The sequence below is a fragment of the Cobetia sp. 1CM21F genome, assembly GCF_023161745.1.
In the GTDB taxonomy this organism is placed as follows: Bacteria; Pseudomonadota; Gammaproteobacteria; order Pseudomonadales; family Halomonadaceae; genus Cobetia; species Cobetia amphilecti.
In genome coordinates, this window is sequence record NZ_JALNTQ010000002.1 from 241,635 (window position 1) to 258,833 (window position 17,199).

14 protein-coding genes are annotated in these 17,199 nt (G+C 60.4%); 8 read left to right on the top strand and 6 right to left on the bottom strand.

Annotation, left to right across the window (positions count from 1 at the left end; translation table 11 throughout):
* Window positions 1-55 precede the first annotated feature (55 nt).
* Both MSG32_RS06660 and MSG32_RS06665 read right to left on the bottom strand, forming a co-directional pair.
* Window positions 56-1,123 carry a LacI family DNA-binding transcriptional regulator gene (locus MSG32_RS06660; protein WP_248378848.1) on the bottom strand — a complete coding sequence of 356 codons (1,068 nt, stop codon included), beginning with the start codon at window positions 1,121-1,123 and terminating at the stop codon, window positions 56-58.
* Window positions 1,120-2,106: a LysR family transcriptional regulator gene (locus MSG32_RS06665; protein WP_248378849.1), complete on the bottom strand. Its 987-nt coding sequence runs from the start codon at window positions 2,104-2,106 to the stop codon at window positions 1,120-1,122. The genes MSG32_RS06660 and MSG32_RS06665 overlap by 4 nt, the downstream gene beginning before the upstream one ends.
* A gap of 201 nt (window positions 2,107-2,307) precedes the next feature.
* On the opposite strand from MSG32_RS06665, the gene MSG32_RS06670 reads away from it, so the two are divergent.
* From MSG32_RS06670 to MSG32_RS06680, 3 genes are all read left to right on the top strand, one after another.
* Window positions 2,308-3,657, top strand: a complete 1,350-nt coding sequence (locus MSG32_RS06670; protein ID WP_043332339.1) for an aspartate aminotransferase family protein — start codon at window positions 2,308-2,310, stop codon at window positions 3,655-3,657.
* 122 nt (window positions 3,658-3,779) lie between these two features.
* Window positions 3,780-5,270: a CoA-acylating methylmalonate-semialdehyde dehydrogenase gene (locus tag MSG32_RS06675; RefSeq protein WP_043332153.1), complete on the top strand. Its 1,491-nt coding sequence runs from the start codon at window positions 3,780-3,782 to the stop codon at window positions 5,268-5,270.
* Between the two features lie 226 nt (window positions 5,271-5,496).
* Window positions 5,497-5,808 (top strand): putative quinol monooxygenase, encoded by a 312-nt coding sequence (locus tag MSG32_RS06680; RefSeq protein WP_043332154.1) that lies wholly within the window; start codon window positions 5,497-5,499, stop codon window positions 5,806-5,808.
* A 112-nt stretch (window positions 5,809-5,920) separates the two neighbouring features.
* Here MSG32_RS06680 and MSG32_RS06685 read toward each other — a convergent pair whose 3' ends face one another.
* On the bottom strand, window positions 5,921-7,156 hold the full coding sequence (locus tag MSG32_RS06685; RefSeq protein ID WP_248378850.1) for a glutamate carboxypeptidase: 1,236 nt from the start codon (window positions 7,154-7,156) through the stop codon (window positions 5,921-5,923).
* A 261-nt stretch (window positions 7,157-7,417) separates the two neighbouring features.
* Between MSG32_RS06685 and umuD the strand changes: the two genes are divergently transcribed.
* From umuD to MSG32_RS06700, 3 genes are all read left to right on the top strand, one after another.
* Window positions 7,418-7,879, top strand: a complete 462-nt coding sequence (umuD, locus tag MSG32_RS06690; RefSeq protein ID WP_043332158.1) for a translesion error-prone DNA polymerase V autoproteolytic subunit — start codon at window positions 7,418-7,420, stop codon at window positions 7,877-7,879.
* Window positions 7,880-7,887: 8 nt separating this feature from the next.
* On the top strand, window positions 7,888-9,162 hold the full coding sequence (locus MSG32_RS06695) for a Y-family DNA polymerase (RefSeq protein ID WP_248379657.1): 1,275 nt from the start codon (window positions 7,888-7,890) through the stop codon (window positions 9,160-9,162).
* Between the two features lie 245 nt (window positions 9,163-9,407).
* Window positions 9,408-9,992 carry an NAD(P)H-dependent oxidoreductase gene (locus MSG32_RS06700; RefSeq protein ID WP_216060996.1) on the top strand — a complete coding sequence of 195 codons (585 nt, stop codon included), beginning with the start codon at window positions 9,408-9,410 and terminating at the stop codon, window positions 9,990-9,992.
* Between the two features lie 144 nt (window positions 9,993-10,136).
* Here the strand turns inward: MSG32_RS06700 and MSG32_RS06705 are convergent, their stop codons facing one another.
* From MSG32_RS06705 to MSG32_RS06715, 3 genes are all read right to left on the bottom strand, one after another.
* Window positions 10,137-10,913, bottom strand: coding sequence for a helix-turn-helix transcriptional regulator (locus MSG32_RS06705; protein ID WP_248378851.1), 777 nt, complete (start codon window positions 10,911-10,913; stop codon window positions 10,137-10,139).
* 248 nt (window positions 10,914-11,161) lie between these two features.
* Window positions 11,162-12,652 carry an aldehyde dehydrogenase gene (locus MSG32_RS06710; RefSeq protein ID WP_248378852.1) on the bottom strand — a complete coding sequence of 497 codons (1,491 nt, stop codon included), beginning with the start codon at window positions 12,650-12,652 and terminating at the stop codon, window positions 11,162-11,164.
* A 65-nt stretch (window positions 12,653-12,717) separates the two neighbouring features.
* A complete protein-coding gene (locus MSG32_RS06715) occupies window positions 12,718-13,974 on the bottom strand; it encodes a Zn-dependent hydrolase (protein ID WP_248378853.1) in 1,257 nt (418 codons plus the stop codon).
* A gap of 284 nt (window positions 13,975-14,258) precedes the next feature.
* On the opposite strand from MSG32_RS06715, the gene MSG32_RS06720 reads away from it, so the two are divergent.
* Together MSG32_RS06720 and MSG32_RS06725 are read left to right on the top strand one after the other, a co-directional pair.
* Window positions 14,259-15,707 (top strand): aminotransferase, encoded by a 1,449-nt coding sequence (locus tag MSG32_RS06720; RefSeq protein ID WP_082388492.1) that lies wholly within the window; start codon window positions 14,259-14,261, stop codon window positions 15,705-15,707.
* A 162-nt stretch (window positions 15,708-15,869) separates the two neighbouring features.
* Window positions 15,870-17,198 (top strand): Na+/H+ antiporter NhaC family protein, encoded by a 1,329-nt coding sequence (locus MSG32_RS06725; protein ID WP_242007771.1) that lies wholly within the window; start codon window positions 15,870-15,872, stop codon window positions 17,196-17,198.
* The last annotated feature ends 1 nt before the right edge of the window (window position 17,199 follow it).

Below are 17,199 nucleotides of genomic sequence, written 5' to 3' on the forward strand. Positions count from 1 at the left end.
TATCAGTCAGGCCCCGTAAGTGAGGACCCGAGAATCAGGCCCCGTGAACAGGTGCTCAGCCCTGGCTGGGCGCCGGGCCTGCACTGCCACGAATCGCCAGCGACGCGTCCAGCAGGCGTGACGTCAAGGGCGCGTCGTCCTCGAGATGGCGGATCAACGCCTGGGCGATCACCTCGCCCATCTCTTCCACCGGCAGGTCTACCGTCGTCAGCGGTGGATTGAGGAACTCCGCCATTTCCAGGTCATCGAATCCCACCACCGAGACCTGTTGCGGCACACGGATTCCCCGCCGCTGCAGCGCCAGCATGGCACCACTGGCCAGCACGTCATTGAGACACATCACGGCGGTGATGCCATCCCGCAGGCCGCCTTGCCCTTCGCCATCGAGCGCCCCCCAAGGCTCACAAGAAAACTCGCCTATCGCGGCGCTCGCCCCGGCGGTGGTGACATCAACGAACTGATCATGCTCGCGATCGGCGCTGGCACTCTCCAGCGCCTGCAGCGCGGCAACGGCGCCGTCGTAGCGCAGGCGCGCGCGGTCGTTGTGCGCCAGCGGCTCGGAGAGGATGACGATACGCTGATGACCCAAGGACATCAGATACTCCGCCAGTGCCTTGGCCAGCCCGTAGTTGTCATAGCCCACCGTGATCAACGGCGAGTCCGGCAGATAGATGCTGTTGAAGACCACCGGCACCGAGAAGCGTGTCAGGTAGTCCAGTGTCTCGGCGGCATGACTGCCACCGGGCAGAATCACGGCGTCCACCCCCATGTTGACCAGCTCGCGTACCTTGTCGAATTCCGTCACCCGCCCCTTCTGGGTGGTCGTCACCAGCAGGCTGTAGTGCGCCCGCGCCAGCGCGCCCTCCAATGTATCGATGAACTTGGCGTAGATCGGGTTCTCGAAGGTCGGGATCACGATTCCCAAGGTGCGCGACTGATGCTGAGACAGCACACGCGCGGCATTGTTGGGCAGAAAATCGAGCGCGTCGGCCGCCGCCAGCACCTTGTCGGCGGTCTTCTTCACCACCTTTTCGGGATTGTTGAGCACCCGCGAGACCGTCGCGACCGACACCCCCGCCAGCTGGGCGACTTCCCTGACCCCGGCACGCCTGGGCTTGTTCATGGCTTGCTCTCCCTCGCCAGCTGCGTTCTTCGGGCCGGTTTCGCCTGGCGCAGGGCATCCAGCTCCGTCAGATAACGCTCCAGCACCAGATTGGGTGGGCGGCTCTTGCGCGTGATGGCGCTGTAATAGGTGACATAGGAGTTGGCCACCGGGCTGAGCGCCTGCATCTGGCCATCGCGCACCCAGCGCTCGGCATAGTGGGTAGGCAGATAGCCGAGATAGCGCCCGGAAAGCACCAGGAAGGCGATGCCCTCGCGGTCAGTCGCGGAAGCGGCGGCCTTGAGCGGCTCATGCAGCGCCTTGATCGCAGGCGTCTGGGCGTAGGCCGGCAGCACCGCATCATGCTGGCGAATCTCTTCCTCGCCCACCGGACGCCCCCGCGCGAGGGTATCGCCCGCCCGGGGTTCTCGAAACAGCACATGGCCCCGCGCGCAGTAAAGGCAGGAGGTTTCCTCGTAGAGCGAGCGATACTCGAGCCCCGGCAGCGTCTTGAGCGTCGGGATCACCCCGGTATGCAGACGGCCATCCAGCACGGCGCGCTCGATCTCGTTGGGGGGAATCATGCGGATGTTGATCATCACCTCCGGGCCGTGGCCCTTCAGCGCACTCAGCGCATCCGTGATGTGCATCTCGGGCATGGTGACCAGATTGTCGGTGATGCCGATGTTCAGCTCGCCCTTGAGCCAGGCATGCAGACCATTGATGCGTGTGCGAAAGCCCTCTGCCGCGGCCAACATCTGCATCGCGGCCTCGTGGACTTCCCGCCCCTCATTGGTGAGAGCAAACCCGCTGCGCCCGCGCTGACAGAGCTTGAGGCCCAGCCGCGTCTCCAGGTCACTCATCGCCATGCTGATGGCGGAGCGACTGATGTTGAGCTCGATCTCGGCCGCCGAGAAGCCGCCGCACTCCACTACCTTGCGAAAGATACGCAGCAGACGCAGGTCGGTATCGCCGAGCTGCCCCCGCATGACCTCGCCTCGCATAGGCCCGCGCCTCCTGTTGTTGAACGGTTCCGCGCCACACGGCGCCTGACTGCGCCGAGATGGCGTAGCGAACGCCAGCGGAAAGTTAAGTAAATGCTTTCCTGAAGATAAAGACAATGGCATTTATCTTACCAAAAGGACTTCCTAATCTAGTTGGACAGGAGCTGAGAACCAACAACAACACACTCTGTGGGAGACATCATGACCGCCTTCGATACATCCCCTTCCGCCCAGGCAGGCTTGAGCCAGGAGCAGCTCGATGCCTACTGGATGCCCTACACGGCCAACCGCCAGTTCAAGCAGGACCCGCGCATCATCACCAAGGCGCAGGGGGCCTACTTCACGGACTCCCAGGGCCGTCAGATCTTCGATGGCCTGTCAGGCCTCTGGACCTGCGGTGCCGGCCATTGCCGCCCGGAAATCGCCGAGGCGGTCAGCGCGCAGCTGCGTGAGCTGGATTACGCACCCGCCTTCCAGTACGGCCATCCCAAGGCCTTCGAGCTGGCGCATCGCATCAAGACGCTGATGCCTGAGGGGCTGGATCACGTCTTCTTCACCGGCTCCGGCTCCGAGAGTGCCGACACCTCGCTGAAGATCGCGCGTGCCTACTGGCGCAAGAAAGGCAAGCCGACCAAGACCAAGCTGATCGGGCGCAGCAAGGGCTATCACGGCGTCAATTTCGGGGGCTTCAGCGTTGGCGGCATCGGGGCCAACCGCTCGCTCTACGGTCAGGGGGTCGATGCCGATCACCTGCCGCATACCCTGCTCAAGGAAAATGTCTTCACGCCCGGCATGCCCAGAACCGGTGCCGAGCGCGCCGATGAGCTGCTGGAGCTGATCGCGCTGCATGATGCCTCCAACATCGCCGCTGTCATCGTCGAGCCGATGGCAGGCTCCGCCGGCGTGCTGCCGCCGCCAGTAGGCTATCTCAAGCGCCTGCGCGAGATATGCGACCAGCACGACATCCTGTTGATCTTCGATGAGGTCATCACCGGCTTCGGACGCATGGGCGCCATGAGCGGCGCCGAGGAATTCGGGGTCACGCCGGACATCCTCAACGTCGCCAAGCAGATCACCAATGGCGCGGTGCCGATGGGCGCCGTGGTCGTCAAGGGCGACATCTACCAGACCTTCATGGACAACGGCGGCCCCGACTACATGATGGAGATTCCCCACGGCTACACCTACTCCGGTCACCCGGTGGCGTGTGCCGCGGCGCTGGCAGCCCTCGACGTGCTCGAGAACGACCAGCTCATCTCCCGCGTCCGCGAGCTGAGTCCGGTATTCGAGAAGAAGCTGCACGAGCTCAAGGGTACGCGCTACATCAGCGACATCCGCAACTACGGCCTGGCCGGTGCCCTGCAGGTCGAGGCCTATCCCGGCGAGCCGGCGCGGCGCCCGTATGAGATTGCCATGCACTGCTGGAAGGCCGGTTTCTATGTCCGTTACGGCGGCGACACCATCCAGCTGGGCCTGCCGTTCATCACCGAACACGACGAGCTGGACCGCCTGATCAATGCCCTCGGCGATGCCTTCGCCGCCCAGGACTGACGCTCGACGCTCAAGGCTGACCATCGACGTTCAAGACTGACCATCAACGTTCAGAACTGACGATCAACACCACTTCATTCATCGCCATTCATTTCACAAGTCATCTCAGGGAGACCCACCCAATGAAGACGCTCGGACACCTCATCAACGGCAACATCGATCACAGCGAAGGCCGTACCCAGGACATCTTCAATCCCTCCACCGGCGAAGTCGGCGGTCAGGTGCGCCTGGCCAGCAAGGCGACGGTCGAGGAAGCCATCGCGGCCGCCGAGGCCGCCTTCCCGGAGTGGCGCAACACGCCGCCGATCAAGCGCGCCCGCGTGATGTTCCGCTTCAAGCAGCTGCTGGAAGAACACGCCGACGAGATCGCCCGCCTGATCGGTCAGGAGCACGGCAAGATCTGTCACGATGCGCTGGGCGAATTGCAGCGCGGCATCGAGAATGTCGAATATGCCTGCAGCGCCCCTGAACTGCTCAAGGGCGAGCACAGCCGCAATACCGGCCCGGGCATCGATTCCTGGAGCGAATTCCAGCCGCTGGGCGTGGTTGCCGGCATCACGCCGTTCAACTTCCCGGCCATGGTGCCGCTGTGGATGTACCCGATGGCGATCGCCTGCGGCAACACCTTCGTCCTCAAGCCCTCCGAGCGCGACCCGACCTCCACGCTGTTCATCGCCGAGCTGCTGATGGAGGCCGGACTGCCGGCCGGCGTCATGAATGTCGTCAATGGCGACAAGGAAGCCGTCGATACGCTGCTGGACGACCCGCGCATCCAGGCGGTCAGCTTCGTCGGTTCCACCCCGATCGCTGAATACATCTACAGCCGCGCCGCGGCCAACGGCAAGCGCTGCCAGGCCCTCGGTGGCGCCAAGAACCACGCCATCGTGATGCCGGACGCCGACATGGAATACGTGGCCAACTCACTGAATGGCGCCGCCTTCGGCTCCTCCGGTGAGCGCTGCATGGCACTGTCCGTCGCGGTGGCCGTGGGCGATGACGCCGCCGACAAGCTGATCGCGCAGATGAAGCAGCAGATGGAAGGCCTCAAGGTCGGCATCTACAGCGACAAGGGCAATGATTTCGGCCCGCTGATCACCGCGGCCCATCGTGACAAGGTGGTCGGCTACATCGACAGCGCCGAGCAGCAAGGCGCGACGGTGGTGGTCGATGGCCGCAATCCGCAGGTCGAAGGCGGCGAGAACGGCTTCTTCGTCGGCGGCACCCTGATCGATGGCGTCACCCCGGAGATGACCTGCTACCAGGAAGAGATCTTCGGCCCGGTGCTGCTGGTCGTGCGCGCCGATTCGATGGAAGCCGCCATGCAGCTGATCAATGATCACGAATACGGCAACGGCACCTGCATCTACACCCGTGATGGCGAAGCCGCCCGCTACTTCAGTGATCACATCCAGGTCGGCATGGTCGGCATCAACGTGCCGCTGCCGGTACCGGTCGCCTATCACAGCTTCGGCGGCTGGAAGCGCTCGCTGTTCGGCGATCTGTCCGCCTACGGCCCGGATGCGGTGCGCTTCTACACCCGCCGCAAGACCATCACCCAGCGCTGGCCTTCCGCCGGTCTGCGTGAAGGCGCCCAGTTCGCCTTCCCGTCCTGATCCATCGCCTTCGCTTTCTGACCCATCACGAACGCGGATCATCGCCTGATGACAACTGCGCCGGACAGCCCTGCTGTCCGGCGCTTTCGTGTGCTCATCATGCAGGGTCATGCCGGCAGTCAGCCCCTGCCCCTTGCAGTGGCCAGAAACGGCTCCACATAGTCAGGACATCTCATCACGAGAATCCCGACCACACCGGCGGTCAGCACCGTCACAAGGAGCCAAGATGATCTGGGTAATCGCCACCGTTACCGCCAAGGAAGGCCACGTTCAGGATGTCTTCAATGAACTCTGCGCCGTCGCGCCCACCGTGCGCGAGGAAGATGGCTGCCACGCCTACCACCCGTGCCTGGACTCCGAACGCGCCGCCGACAAGGACAACGACCCACGCCCCGATACCATCACGGTGGTGGAAGCCTGGGAGTCCCACGATGCGCTGCAGGCCCACCGTGAGACCGAACACATGCAGCGCTTCCGCGACAACGCCGGTGACTGGATCGCCGATGGCGATATTCGCATCCTGAGCCCGGCGGGCTGATAGCCAGAACAGCATTGGGAAAGACCCAAAAAAGCCCGGCCTCCCGGAGGCCGGGCTTTTTTATCGGGTTTGCTGTCATGACGGCATATCATTTACCGCTGCAATCCCGGTTTCACTCCTGCGGCTGATCCTCGGACAACTGCATGATCATGCGTGTCGTCAGGTAAAGGCGTGGCACGACGCTATCGACCAGCACGAACTCCTGATCGCTGTGGTAGCCGCCGCCGACGAGACCCAGGGATTCGAGCACTGCCGGTTTATCGGAATCTGCATGATAGGCGTAGGCTGCATCGGTGCCGCCACCGATCTCGACCGCTTGCAGTGTCTGCCCCAACTCCTGATAGATCTTCTGGGCCTGCTCGGCCAGCTGCTGACTCTGCGGATTGTCAGGCAGCGGCGGACGCCCCTTCTCGAGGTGGAACTCCACTTCGGTATCATCGATCAACTGGTTCTTCGTGATGGCCTGCGCTTCTTCCAGGACACGCTGATACTCGCTGCTATCGAAGTAGCGCATATCACCTTCCGCCCTGGCATGCTCCGGAATCACGTTGCGTTTGACGCCGCCCTCGACGATCGTCCAGTTGAGCGTCGTCTCCTTGTCCGCATCATCAAGCTCATTCAACTGCAGCAGCTGATGAGACAGCTCCATGATGGCGTTGCGCCCTTCCTCTGGTGCGCCACCGGCATGGGAGGCACGGCCCTTCACCTCGAGAAACGCATAGTTGATGCCCTTGGTGACGACGGTGACGGCATCGACTCCCGGGTCAGCGAAGGTAGGCTCGAATACCAGCACGGCATCCTGATCTGCCGATAGCTCATGAATCAGGTCATGCGAGCCCGGCGAGCCCTTCTCCTCATCAGGATTGAAGACAACCGTCACCTGGCCATAGTCATCAAACCCGAGCGACTTCAGCGCCTCGAGACTGTGCAGAATAACGGCTGCGCCACCCTTGGCATCGCCCACGCCCGGGCCATAGGCACGCCCATCCTCGATACGGAAGGCACGCTCCGTGGCGGCGCCTTCATCGAAGACGGTGTCGTAGTGAATCATCAACATGATCTTGCGACTGCCATCTCCCTGCAGGCGACCGACAATCGTATTGCCGCCATAGGTCTTGGCAGGGTGCGTTTCCACCTGTGCGCCAAGCGCTTCGAGATGCTGGGTCAGCATTGCCTCAACGTCATTCAAGCCTTCACGGTAGTCCGTTCCCGAATCCACGTTGACCAGTGTTTCCAGCGTCTCCAGCAGAGGCGCTCGCTGTTGCTCGACGGCATCCTGCACATCCTGATAGTCCGCCGCTTGCGCACCGACACTGCACATACCGTATGCCAAACCCACCGCCAACATCGGAAGCCGCATTTTCCACCTCTAATATTGTTATATAAGGAATAACGAAGGTAAGGCGGATATCAGGCAAACGCAAACGCGAGGCCTACCGGGAAATTTTTTCCGCTAGCAGCTTTACCTGCCGTCCACCATTGAACACAGGTGCACCTCATCTGATCTGCGTCTCGTGAATGTGCAGCACTCGCAGGGATTATCGGTTGCCTGAGGGCTTCTCAGCGCCGATACTGTATATGAATACAGTATCGAAAGGAGACCCCACCCATGACCGTATCTGCCGCTCAACCGTCCCACGCCTCGCTGGCTCGCCCTCATCCAGCGCCGGAGCCCTGTGCGCTGCCGCACCCTCACATCACGGGGCGCGCTGGCATTTCCGGCTTCCCCTCGCCGGCCGAGGATTACGCGGGGCGCACGCTGGACCTCAACGAGCGGCTGATCAAGCGTCCGGCAGCGACCTTCTTCATGACGGTGGCGGGTGACAGCATGGAAGGCTTCGGCATCTATGAGGGCGACACCCTGGTGGTAGACCGCTCCATCGATGCCCGCCCCGGGCATATCGTGGTGGCACTGGTCGAGGGTGAGGTGGTGGTCAAGCGTTATGAGCTGATCGGTCAGCGCCCCTATCTGAGCTCCGGCAATGCTCTGTATCCGCCGGTCGCGATCTTCGACCTCGAATGCCAGGTCTGGGGGGTGGTGCGTTCCGTCATCCACGAATACGCGGTATGAATACGCCGATGATCGGACTGGTCGACTGCAACAACTTCTACGCCAGCTGCGAGCGAGTGTTCGACCCGCGCCTGGAGGGCCGCCCTGTCGGCGTGATGTCCAATAATGACGGCTGCGTGATCGCGCGCTCCAACGAACTCAAGGCGCTGGGCGTGGAGATGGGCACCCCCGCCTTCCAGCTACAGCCACTCGTCCGTGAGGGGCGCATCCACCTGCTCTCCTCCAACTATGAGTTGTATGGCGACATGTCGGCGCGCGTGCGTGAGGTGCTGGAGGAATATTCCGCCGGGGTCGAGCCCTACTCCATCGATGAGATGTTCGTGCTTTTCGATGGCTTTGATCGCAACTCGATGCTGACGTTGAGCCGCACCCTGCACCGCAATGTCCGCAAGTTCACCGGCATTCCCGTATGTGTCGGGGTCGCGCCGACTCGAACGCTGGCCAAGCTGGCCAATCGCGCTGCCAAGAAGCGTCCGGAATTCGGCGGTGTCTGCGTGCTGGAACCTGATGAAGTCGGCACCCAGCGCCTGCTGGCCGACACGCCACTGGGCGATGTCTGGGGCGTGGGCCGACGACTGGTCGAACGCCTGGCACTGCAAGGCCTGCACACTGCCTGGGACCTGCGCTGCGCCGACCCGCGCGCCATCGGCCAGCGGTACTCCGTGGTACTGGAACGCACCGCACGCGAACTGCAAGGCACGCCCTGCTTCGAGATGAATGATGCCGATGACGCCCGCCAGCGCATCATGACCTCGCGCTCCTTCGGGCGCATGACCGGTGACTTGAATGAACTCAGGGACGCCATCCGCCAGCATGCCCAGCGCGGCGCCGAGAAGCTGCGCCATCAAGGCAGCCTGACACGCGCCGTGCTGGTCTTCCTCAAGAGCAATCGCCACCGACCCGACCTGCCGCAATACTCACCCAGCACCATCGTCGAACTGCCCGCCCCCACCAATGACAGCCGCGAGATACTCGCCGCCGCGCAACAGGCGCTGGAGCATATCTACCTGCGCGGCTATCGCTTCATGAAGGCTGGCGTGATGCTACTCGATCTCATCGACCAGCCACGCGAGCAACTCTCGCTGCTCGACGACGAAGCGGATATCGCCAGGCGTGAACGCAGTCAGCAGCTGATGGCGACACTGGACGCCATGAATCAGAAGATGGGCCGCGGCACCGTGCGCCTGGGCGTCGCACGCCCCGACGCCGCCTGGCAACTGCGCTGCGCCCACCGCAGCGCCCGCTACACCACCAACTGGCAGGAATTGAAGCGGTTGCGTTAGTGGGCTTGGCCGAAAGCTCTGAGCGCAATTTCGACCGCCACAACCATCAGCAATACAATCCCTTTCCTCGGCGCTCATACCGCAGAAGGCATGAAGGGAGTGAATGCGTAGATATCGCGCGCAACCTGATCGGATTGTTGCACCCACAGCAAAGGTGTTTTACTCCAGCGCCGCTTTATCAATGACTTGCGAACGCTCATGCTGTGCGCCATTGCTGAAAAGCCAACAGTTGTGGAGTACCCGGCATGAAGATTCTACTGATCAACGGCGGCAAGGCCTTTGCCCATTCCAATGGCGAGCTGAACGCGACGCTGCATGAACTGGCGCGCGGTGAGCTGGCCGAGCTGGGTCATGAGGTGCGTGAAACCGTCATCGAGGAAGGCTTCGAGGCCAAGGCGGAAATCGAGAAGCAGCTGTGGGCGGACCTGATCATCTATCAGACCCCCGGTTGGTGGATGGGTCTGCCGTGGACCGTGAAGAAGTACCTCGATGACATCCTGACTGAGGGCCACGGTGCGCTGTACGCCAGCGATGGACGTCATCGCACCAGCCCGACCCAGGGCTACGGCACTGGCGGCTTGATGCAGGGCCGCCAGTACATGCTGTCACTGACCTGGAATGCGCCACTTGAAGCCTTTGATGAAGAAGGCAACTTCTTCGAGGGCAAGGGCATCGATGGTGTCTACTTCCCGGTGCACAAGGCGATGGAATTCCTCGGCATGACGGCCTTGCCGACCTACCTGGCCACTGATGTGATCAAGAATCCTGACCTGGCAGCCTACACCCAGGCCTACCGCACGCACCTGCGCGAGCACGTCGGCCGCGCCTGAAGGCTTTAGTGTCACGTCAGCTGCACTGAGAACGCATCCAACAAGACTCCGAATACACGAAAGGCTGCCATGGGCAGCCTTTCGTCGTTGAGTAGCCGTCATTCAGCCATCATGTAGCGATAATCCGGCGCTCGAGCACACAGATCAAGGCCCGACCTGGCTCAGTGCCCCGCTCTGGCGAGAGACGAGCGAGACGTGATCCAGAAACAGGCGGAACATCTGGGCCTGGCTCGAAACGGCCAGACGCTGATAGATATGCTTGCGATGTACCTTGACGGTGCCATCGCTGATTGCGAGTTCACGCGCGGCAGATTTGGTGGAGTGTCCGGCCAGCAACAACTTGACGATGTCCTGCTCACGCTGCGTCAGAAGACCATCACCAAAGCTATCGAAGGCGGCCTCTACCGGCTCATGATGCTCCAGGCGATCCACGAAACTGACGCCCTGCCACTTCCAATACTCGCGCGCGAGGGGCTCGATGATCGGTTGCAGGTTCTTGAGCGCCAGCAGTGATTTTCGAGTCAGCGGCAGAGAGGTCCCATGCAATCCCAGCGAAAATACCATCACGATGTCGCCGGGCAGTTGTATGAAGATGCCAATTTCATCCTTGAGCCCCAACGCGCCGTAATAATGCTTGTAGTACTCACTGTCCTCGAAGCAATCAGGCGCCAGCTCACTCAGGCGGTAGACGCCGGGACGAAAGCTTTGCTGGGTCGAGGTATAGAAGGGATCCAATATGTAGGCATCGCCAATATAACGCTCTACCCCCTGCTGCCGACGCTCAGGAGGATAATTGTCGTAGATCAGGATGGGTGCGCACCCTTGCTTGTAGGTGCTGACCAGTATCGTGTCAAAAGGCAGAATGTCGTGGAAGACGTCCTGCAGCAAGCGAGGGAATTCCGCCGAAGAAGCCGATGTCATCAGCTTCGCCAGCACGCAATGCCAGCTCGATAGTTCTGGAGCGCACAACAACTCTTTGTGAATCATGAGCCGACCCTGGTGACGTATCGAGACATCCTAGCATAGCCAACGAAGGTATAACGCTGGCGCATCCGGAGCCATCACGCCCCGAACGCCAATGAAAGCGCCAGGCATGAGCCTGGCGCTTTCATTGCAAGACGCTTGTTCGTGTCAGAACGTCCAGCACGGCTCATTCCCGCCACCACCATTCAGGTAATGGCCAACCAGATGGACTTCGTCTCGGTATATTCACCGAGTGTCTGCAGTGACTTGTCGCGGCCATTGCCGGACTGCTTCACACCACCAAAGGGCATCGTCATGTCCGGCCCTGCCCAGTTGTTGATATAGACCTGTCCTGACTGCAATCGGCGCGCGACACGAATCACCCGGTTGACGTCCTGACTCCAGAGCCCTGCTGCCAGCCCATAGTCAGAGTCATTGGCGATCGCAATCGCGTCTTCCTCATCATCAAACCCCATGACGGCGAGAACCGGGCCAAAGATCTCCTCGTTGGCGATGGCCATGTCTGCCGTCACGCCAGTGAAGATGGTCGGCGCTATGAAACAGCCCTCAACCTGGCGATTGTCGTCCGTGATGATCGCCTCACGTCTTGCCCCTTGCTGCTCACCGAGCGCGATGTAGCTGGCAATCTTGTCGTACTGCTCCTGATCGACGATGGCGCCCATGAAGCTTTGCGGGTCCAACGGGTCACCCGGCTGCATGCTCCTGGCAGCTTCACACAGCGCACGAACGAATGGCTCGCGAATACGGTTGTGCACCAACAGGCGAGAACCTGCGATGCAAACCTCTCCCTGATTGTGGAAGATGGCGGCAGCGGCCTGACGTGCGACGCCCGGGATATCAGCACAGTCTTCGAACACGATATTCGGGCTCTTGCCACCACACTCGAGGAAAGTCCGCTTCAGGTTCGACTGACCCGCATATTGCGTCAGAAGCTTGCCCACCTGAGTCGAGCCAGTAAAGGCAATGGCATCGACCTGCATCGAAAGCGCCAGGGCCTTACCGACATCTGCGCCGAAGCCTGGCAGTACCTGAAAGACTCCCTTGGGTATCTCCGTCAGCGCGATCAGTTGCGCCAGGCGCAGCGCCGAGAGCGATGACTTCTCGGAGGGTTTGAGAATGACACTGTTGCCAGTCGCCAGGGCTGGAGCAATCTTCCAGATCGTCATCATCAGCGGGAAGTTCCAGGGCACGATGGAGACGACCACGCCCAGGGGTTCACGCACGATCAGTCCCAACGCTTCTTCGCCGGTCGGCGCGACCTGACCATAGAGCTTGTCCAGGGACTCAGCGGTATAGCGTAGACATTCAATGGCAGAGGCCACATCACCCAGCGCACTGGTGATCGGCTTGCCCATGTCGAGTGTATCGAGCAGTGCGAGCTCCTGCTGATGCTCGGCGATGAGTTCTGCCAGATGCAGCAAGGTGCGCTTGCGGGCTGCCGGTGCCAGCCGCGACCAATCGCCCTTGTCGAAGGCAGCTCTGGCACACGCCACGGCGCGTTCTGCCTCGGGCGCCTCGCAGCAGGCCACCTGCGCCAGAGTGTCGCCCGTCGCAGGATTGAGAGAGGGAAAGGTCTTGCCACTGGCGGCGTGGGTGAACTCGCCATCGAGATAGGCGCGAGTTTCAAAGGACAGCTGGCTGGCACGTTGCTGCCATTGGGCATGAGTGAGTGGCATGGTATGGCTCCGAGGGATGACTGCGGCGGAAAAGACGTGAGAACGAGATGGCAACGGTGGAGAAATCAGCGACCCGCACGCGCCAGCACGGATTCCAGCAGTACCTGGCAGCCGAGGGCACAGTCTTCAGGTGAAGCATATTCCGCCTCGTTGTGGCTGATGCCATCGAGACACGGCACGAAGATCATTGCCGTCGGCGCCACGCGCGAAACATAGACGGCGTCATGGCCAGCACCGCTCATCATCTCTCGTGAGGGCGCATCCTGCTTGGCGACGGCCTGCCTGACGACCTCGATGCATGCCTCATCGAAGTCGACGACTTCTGACTTCCAGATGCGCTCCTGCGTCACACTGACACCATATTCCTCTGACACCTTCTCAAGCATCGCCATGAACGTGGCTTCCAGTGTCTCAAGCTCGGCTTCTTTCACGTGGCGCAGGTCCACCGTCATGCTGACCTCGCCCGGAATGACGTTGCGCGAGGCGGAGGGAATATTCAGGGTGCCCACCGTGACACGTGCATTCCCCGTCGGGTCTGATTGCACATGCTGGTGGATCTGATCCATCAAGCGCGCAGCCGCCATCATCGCATCACGGCGATAACGCATCGGCGTCGGCCCTGCATGCGCCGCGACACCAGAAATCGTGACATCAAACCAGCGAATTCCCTGAACGCCGGTGACAACCCCCAGTGACTTGCCTTCCTGTTCCAGCACCGGCCCCTGTTCAATGTGAAGCTCAAAATAACTGTCCAACCTGGGGCCCGTCTTGAAATCTGGCGTGCGCAGTCCGGTGCTCGCCAGCGCTTCACCATAGGTAATGCCTGCGCTGTCTTCACGCGCCAGGGTATAAGTCGGCTCAAAGACGCCCGCGTAGGTGCCGGACGCTACCATCGCCGGGGAGAAGCGACTGCCTTCTTCATTGCCCCATACGATCAATTCCAGCGGCCGGCGCGTGACAATGCCCTGCGCATCCAGCACTCGAAAGACCTCAAGTCCCGCCAGCACACCGAGAATGCCATCAAAACGTCCGCCCTTGGGCTGAGTGTCCAGGTGACTGCCGGTCGAGACCGGGGCCAGCGACGGCTCGCTGCCCTCACGACGAATGAACAGGTTTCCGACCTCATCGACACGCATCTCGCAACCAAGTGCCTCGCACCACTGCATCAGCAGGCGGCGCCCCTGGGTATCCTCTTCGCTGAACGCAAGGCGACAGGAGCCGCCCTTGGCCGTGGCCCCGATCTTCGCCATATCCATCAGGCTATCCCAGAGACGTTGCTGGTCGATCCTGAGCGGCTGAATCTCTTGTGCAACTGCCTGCATGCTTGCGTCCTCTTGTTCTTGTGTCCGTATGTCGATGGGCGTGTACCGACCTATCACTCAGCACCCCGCCGTCACATCGAGTAGACCGTCACCTTAGAAACTCACGCACCCGGAGCGGAATACCCCCATTGGGATATACCGAGCGGCTATCCGATCTGGATACGCTGGTTCCAGTGAACGATTGCAGCGAGAGCGACAGTGAAGAGCGCTTGGCACGCTGCATGACACCAGACCCCAGACAATCGCTGGCTCTTCGCCATCACCAACAACAAGAGACAACACTGATGACCACCAACACTCTGGATCACACCTCATCTATCGATGCACCATCCGAACATTCTGCCCATGGCCTGAGCGGCGATGCTCAAGCTGTCTGGGAGAAGGACAGAGATCACTTCATCCACCCCTTCACTGACTTCTCGACCTTCCACGAGCAGGGTTGCGACATCATCAGTGATAGCGACGGTATCTACGTGTCAGATATCGAAGGCAACCGTTTCATCGATGGTATTGCGGGGCTGTGGTGCGTGAACGTGGGGCATGGTCGCAAGGAAATCGGTGACGCGATGGCGGAACAGGCCACACGCATGGCCTACTTCTCTACCTTCAACAATCTGACCAATATTCCGGCAGCGGAATTATCGGCCAAGCTTGCCAGTCTGGCACCGGCACACCTCAACCACGTCTTCTATACCTGTGGAGGCTCCACCGCGAATGATGTCGCCATTCGTCTGGTGCATTACTACTACAACCGTATCGGAAAGCCGCAGAAGAAGAAGATCATCTCCCGCAAGAATGCCTATCACGGTACCACCTACATGGCGGCCACCCTGACAGGCATCGAAAGCAACAACTGGATGTTCGATACCCTGGACTCCCATGTCAGCTATCTCAGCGAAGCCAACTGTTATCGTCGTCCGAAGGGCATGAGTGAAGCTGACTATTGCGACCAACTGGTGAATGAATTCGAGAACAGAATCGAAACACTGGGCGCTGACAATATCGCCGCTTTCATCATGGAGCCCATCATGGGCGCAGGCGGTGTTCTCGTCGCTCCCGAGGGTTACCACACTCGCATGCAGGCCCTCTGCCGCCAGCACGACATCCTGTTGATCGTCGATGAAGTCGTGACAGCCTTCGGACGTCTCGGCCACTTCTTCAGCAGTGAAAAGGTCTTCGGTCTCAGCCCGGACATCATTACCTGCGCCAAGGGACTTTCCTCTGGCTATGTGCCGCTTGGTGCAACGCTGATTTCAGACTCCCTCTATGAGGTGCTGGGTACTCCCCAGGGTAAAGGTGGTGTATTGAGCACAGGGTTTACCTATTCAGGCCACCCGGTCAGCTGTGCCGCCGCGCTCAAGAACATCGAGATCATGGAAAGAGAAGCGCTGTGCGAAAACATCCAGCGAGTCGGCCCCTATCTTGAGGCGCAGTTGAAAACCCTGAAGCATCACGCTACCGTTGGCGACGTTCGCGGCAGTAACTTCATGATGTGCTTGGAAAATGTGGCAGACAAGACAACCGGCGAGCTCTTGCCACTGGAAGCACGTGTCGGGGATAGGGTCGCTGCAGAAGCACAGAAGCGAGGCTTGATCATTCGCCCTGTCGGCCACCTCAACATCATCTCTCCGCCGTTGATCTGGGATGAAGCCGTGATCGATCAGGTCGTGGCCATCCTCGATGCCTCATTCTCGGCAGTCACCGAATCACTCACGCAAGACGGTTATCTGTAACAGTCCAGAAAATGGATTGATGTGACGCGGCCTCGCCCAGGTTATCGCGTGTTGCCGACATTGCCGCTGGCCCTTGAACTTCGCTGCGCCAGCGGCATCGGCCGTCACATATGTATAAAAAATTATAATGACAAAAGGTATGTTATGGACAATTTTGGATACATGAGCCTGATCCCCACAGGCATCGTGCTCATCATGGCGCTCATTACACGCAGGACAATCGAATCACTCATGACAGGGGCAATCGTCGGCTTGTTGATGATTGACCCTTACAATGCCATTTCAGATGGCGCAGATACCATGCTGACGGTGCTGGCCAACGATACCGTCACCTGGATCATTCTCGTATGTGGTCTATTTGGCAGCTTCATCGCCTTGTTGGTAAAGACAGGCGGTGTACTCAGCTTCGGGGCAGCACTTGGCAGCCGAATCCGGACCAGGAATCAAAGCTTGCTGGCAACCTGGGTGCTGGGCCTGGTGATCTTCGTCGATGACTATCTGAATGCGCTGACCATCAGCGCCTCGATGAAGAAGATTACCGATAGATTCAACATCTCACGCGAAAAACTCGCCTACATCGTCGACTCCACCGCTGCACCAGTCTGTGTATTGGTACCCTTCTCGACCTGGGCAGTCTTCTTTTCGGGCCTGCTGGAAGAAAATGGCATCCCGGGAAATGGCATATCCATGTATATCGAAGCCATTCCTTACATGTTCTACGCCTGGGTAGCGGCAGCTATCGTACCGATGGTCGCCATGGGCTGGATTCCCAATATCGGCCCGATGAAAGCCGCCGAACTGCGTGCCGCCTCTGGGCAGACCATCCCCGATGACAGCACTGACACGACACTGGAAGTCGAAGATACCGGCAAGACACCGCCACACCTGCTCAACTTCCTGGTGCCGATGTTCGCGCTGGTCTTCTTCACCTGGTATTTCGACACTGACATTCTACGCGGCGTGATAGTGGCACTGCTGGTACTGTTCGTGATGATCTTTGCGCAGCGTCTGCTCAGCTTCAATGACACCTTCGACACGGCACTGGAAGGTTTCAAATCGATGCTGCTGCCTCTGGGAACACTGGTTGCCGGCTTCTTCCTGAAAGAGGTCAATGACACCCTGGGGCTGACCACATTCGTCATCACTCATGTGCAACCCATCATGACGCCGGGGCTGCTGCCGATGGTCATCTTCCTGACCATGGCCTTGCTGGCCTTTGCAACCGCCTCTTTCTGGGGCCTCTTTGCGGTGGCAATGCCGATCGTCTTGCCGCTCGCCATGAGCATGGATGCCAACATGCCACTGGTCGTAGGCGCACTGATCTCGGCCAGCGCCTTCGGCAGTCACGCCTGCTTCTATGGTGACTCCACAGTGCTCTCGGCACAGGGCAGTGGCTGCTCTCCCATGTCGCATGCCTTGACCCAACTGCCTTACGTCTTGACCGCGGCATCGATATCCGCGCTTATCTTCCTTGCCGCCGGCTACCTGTGAG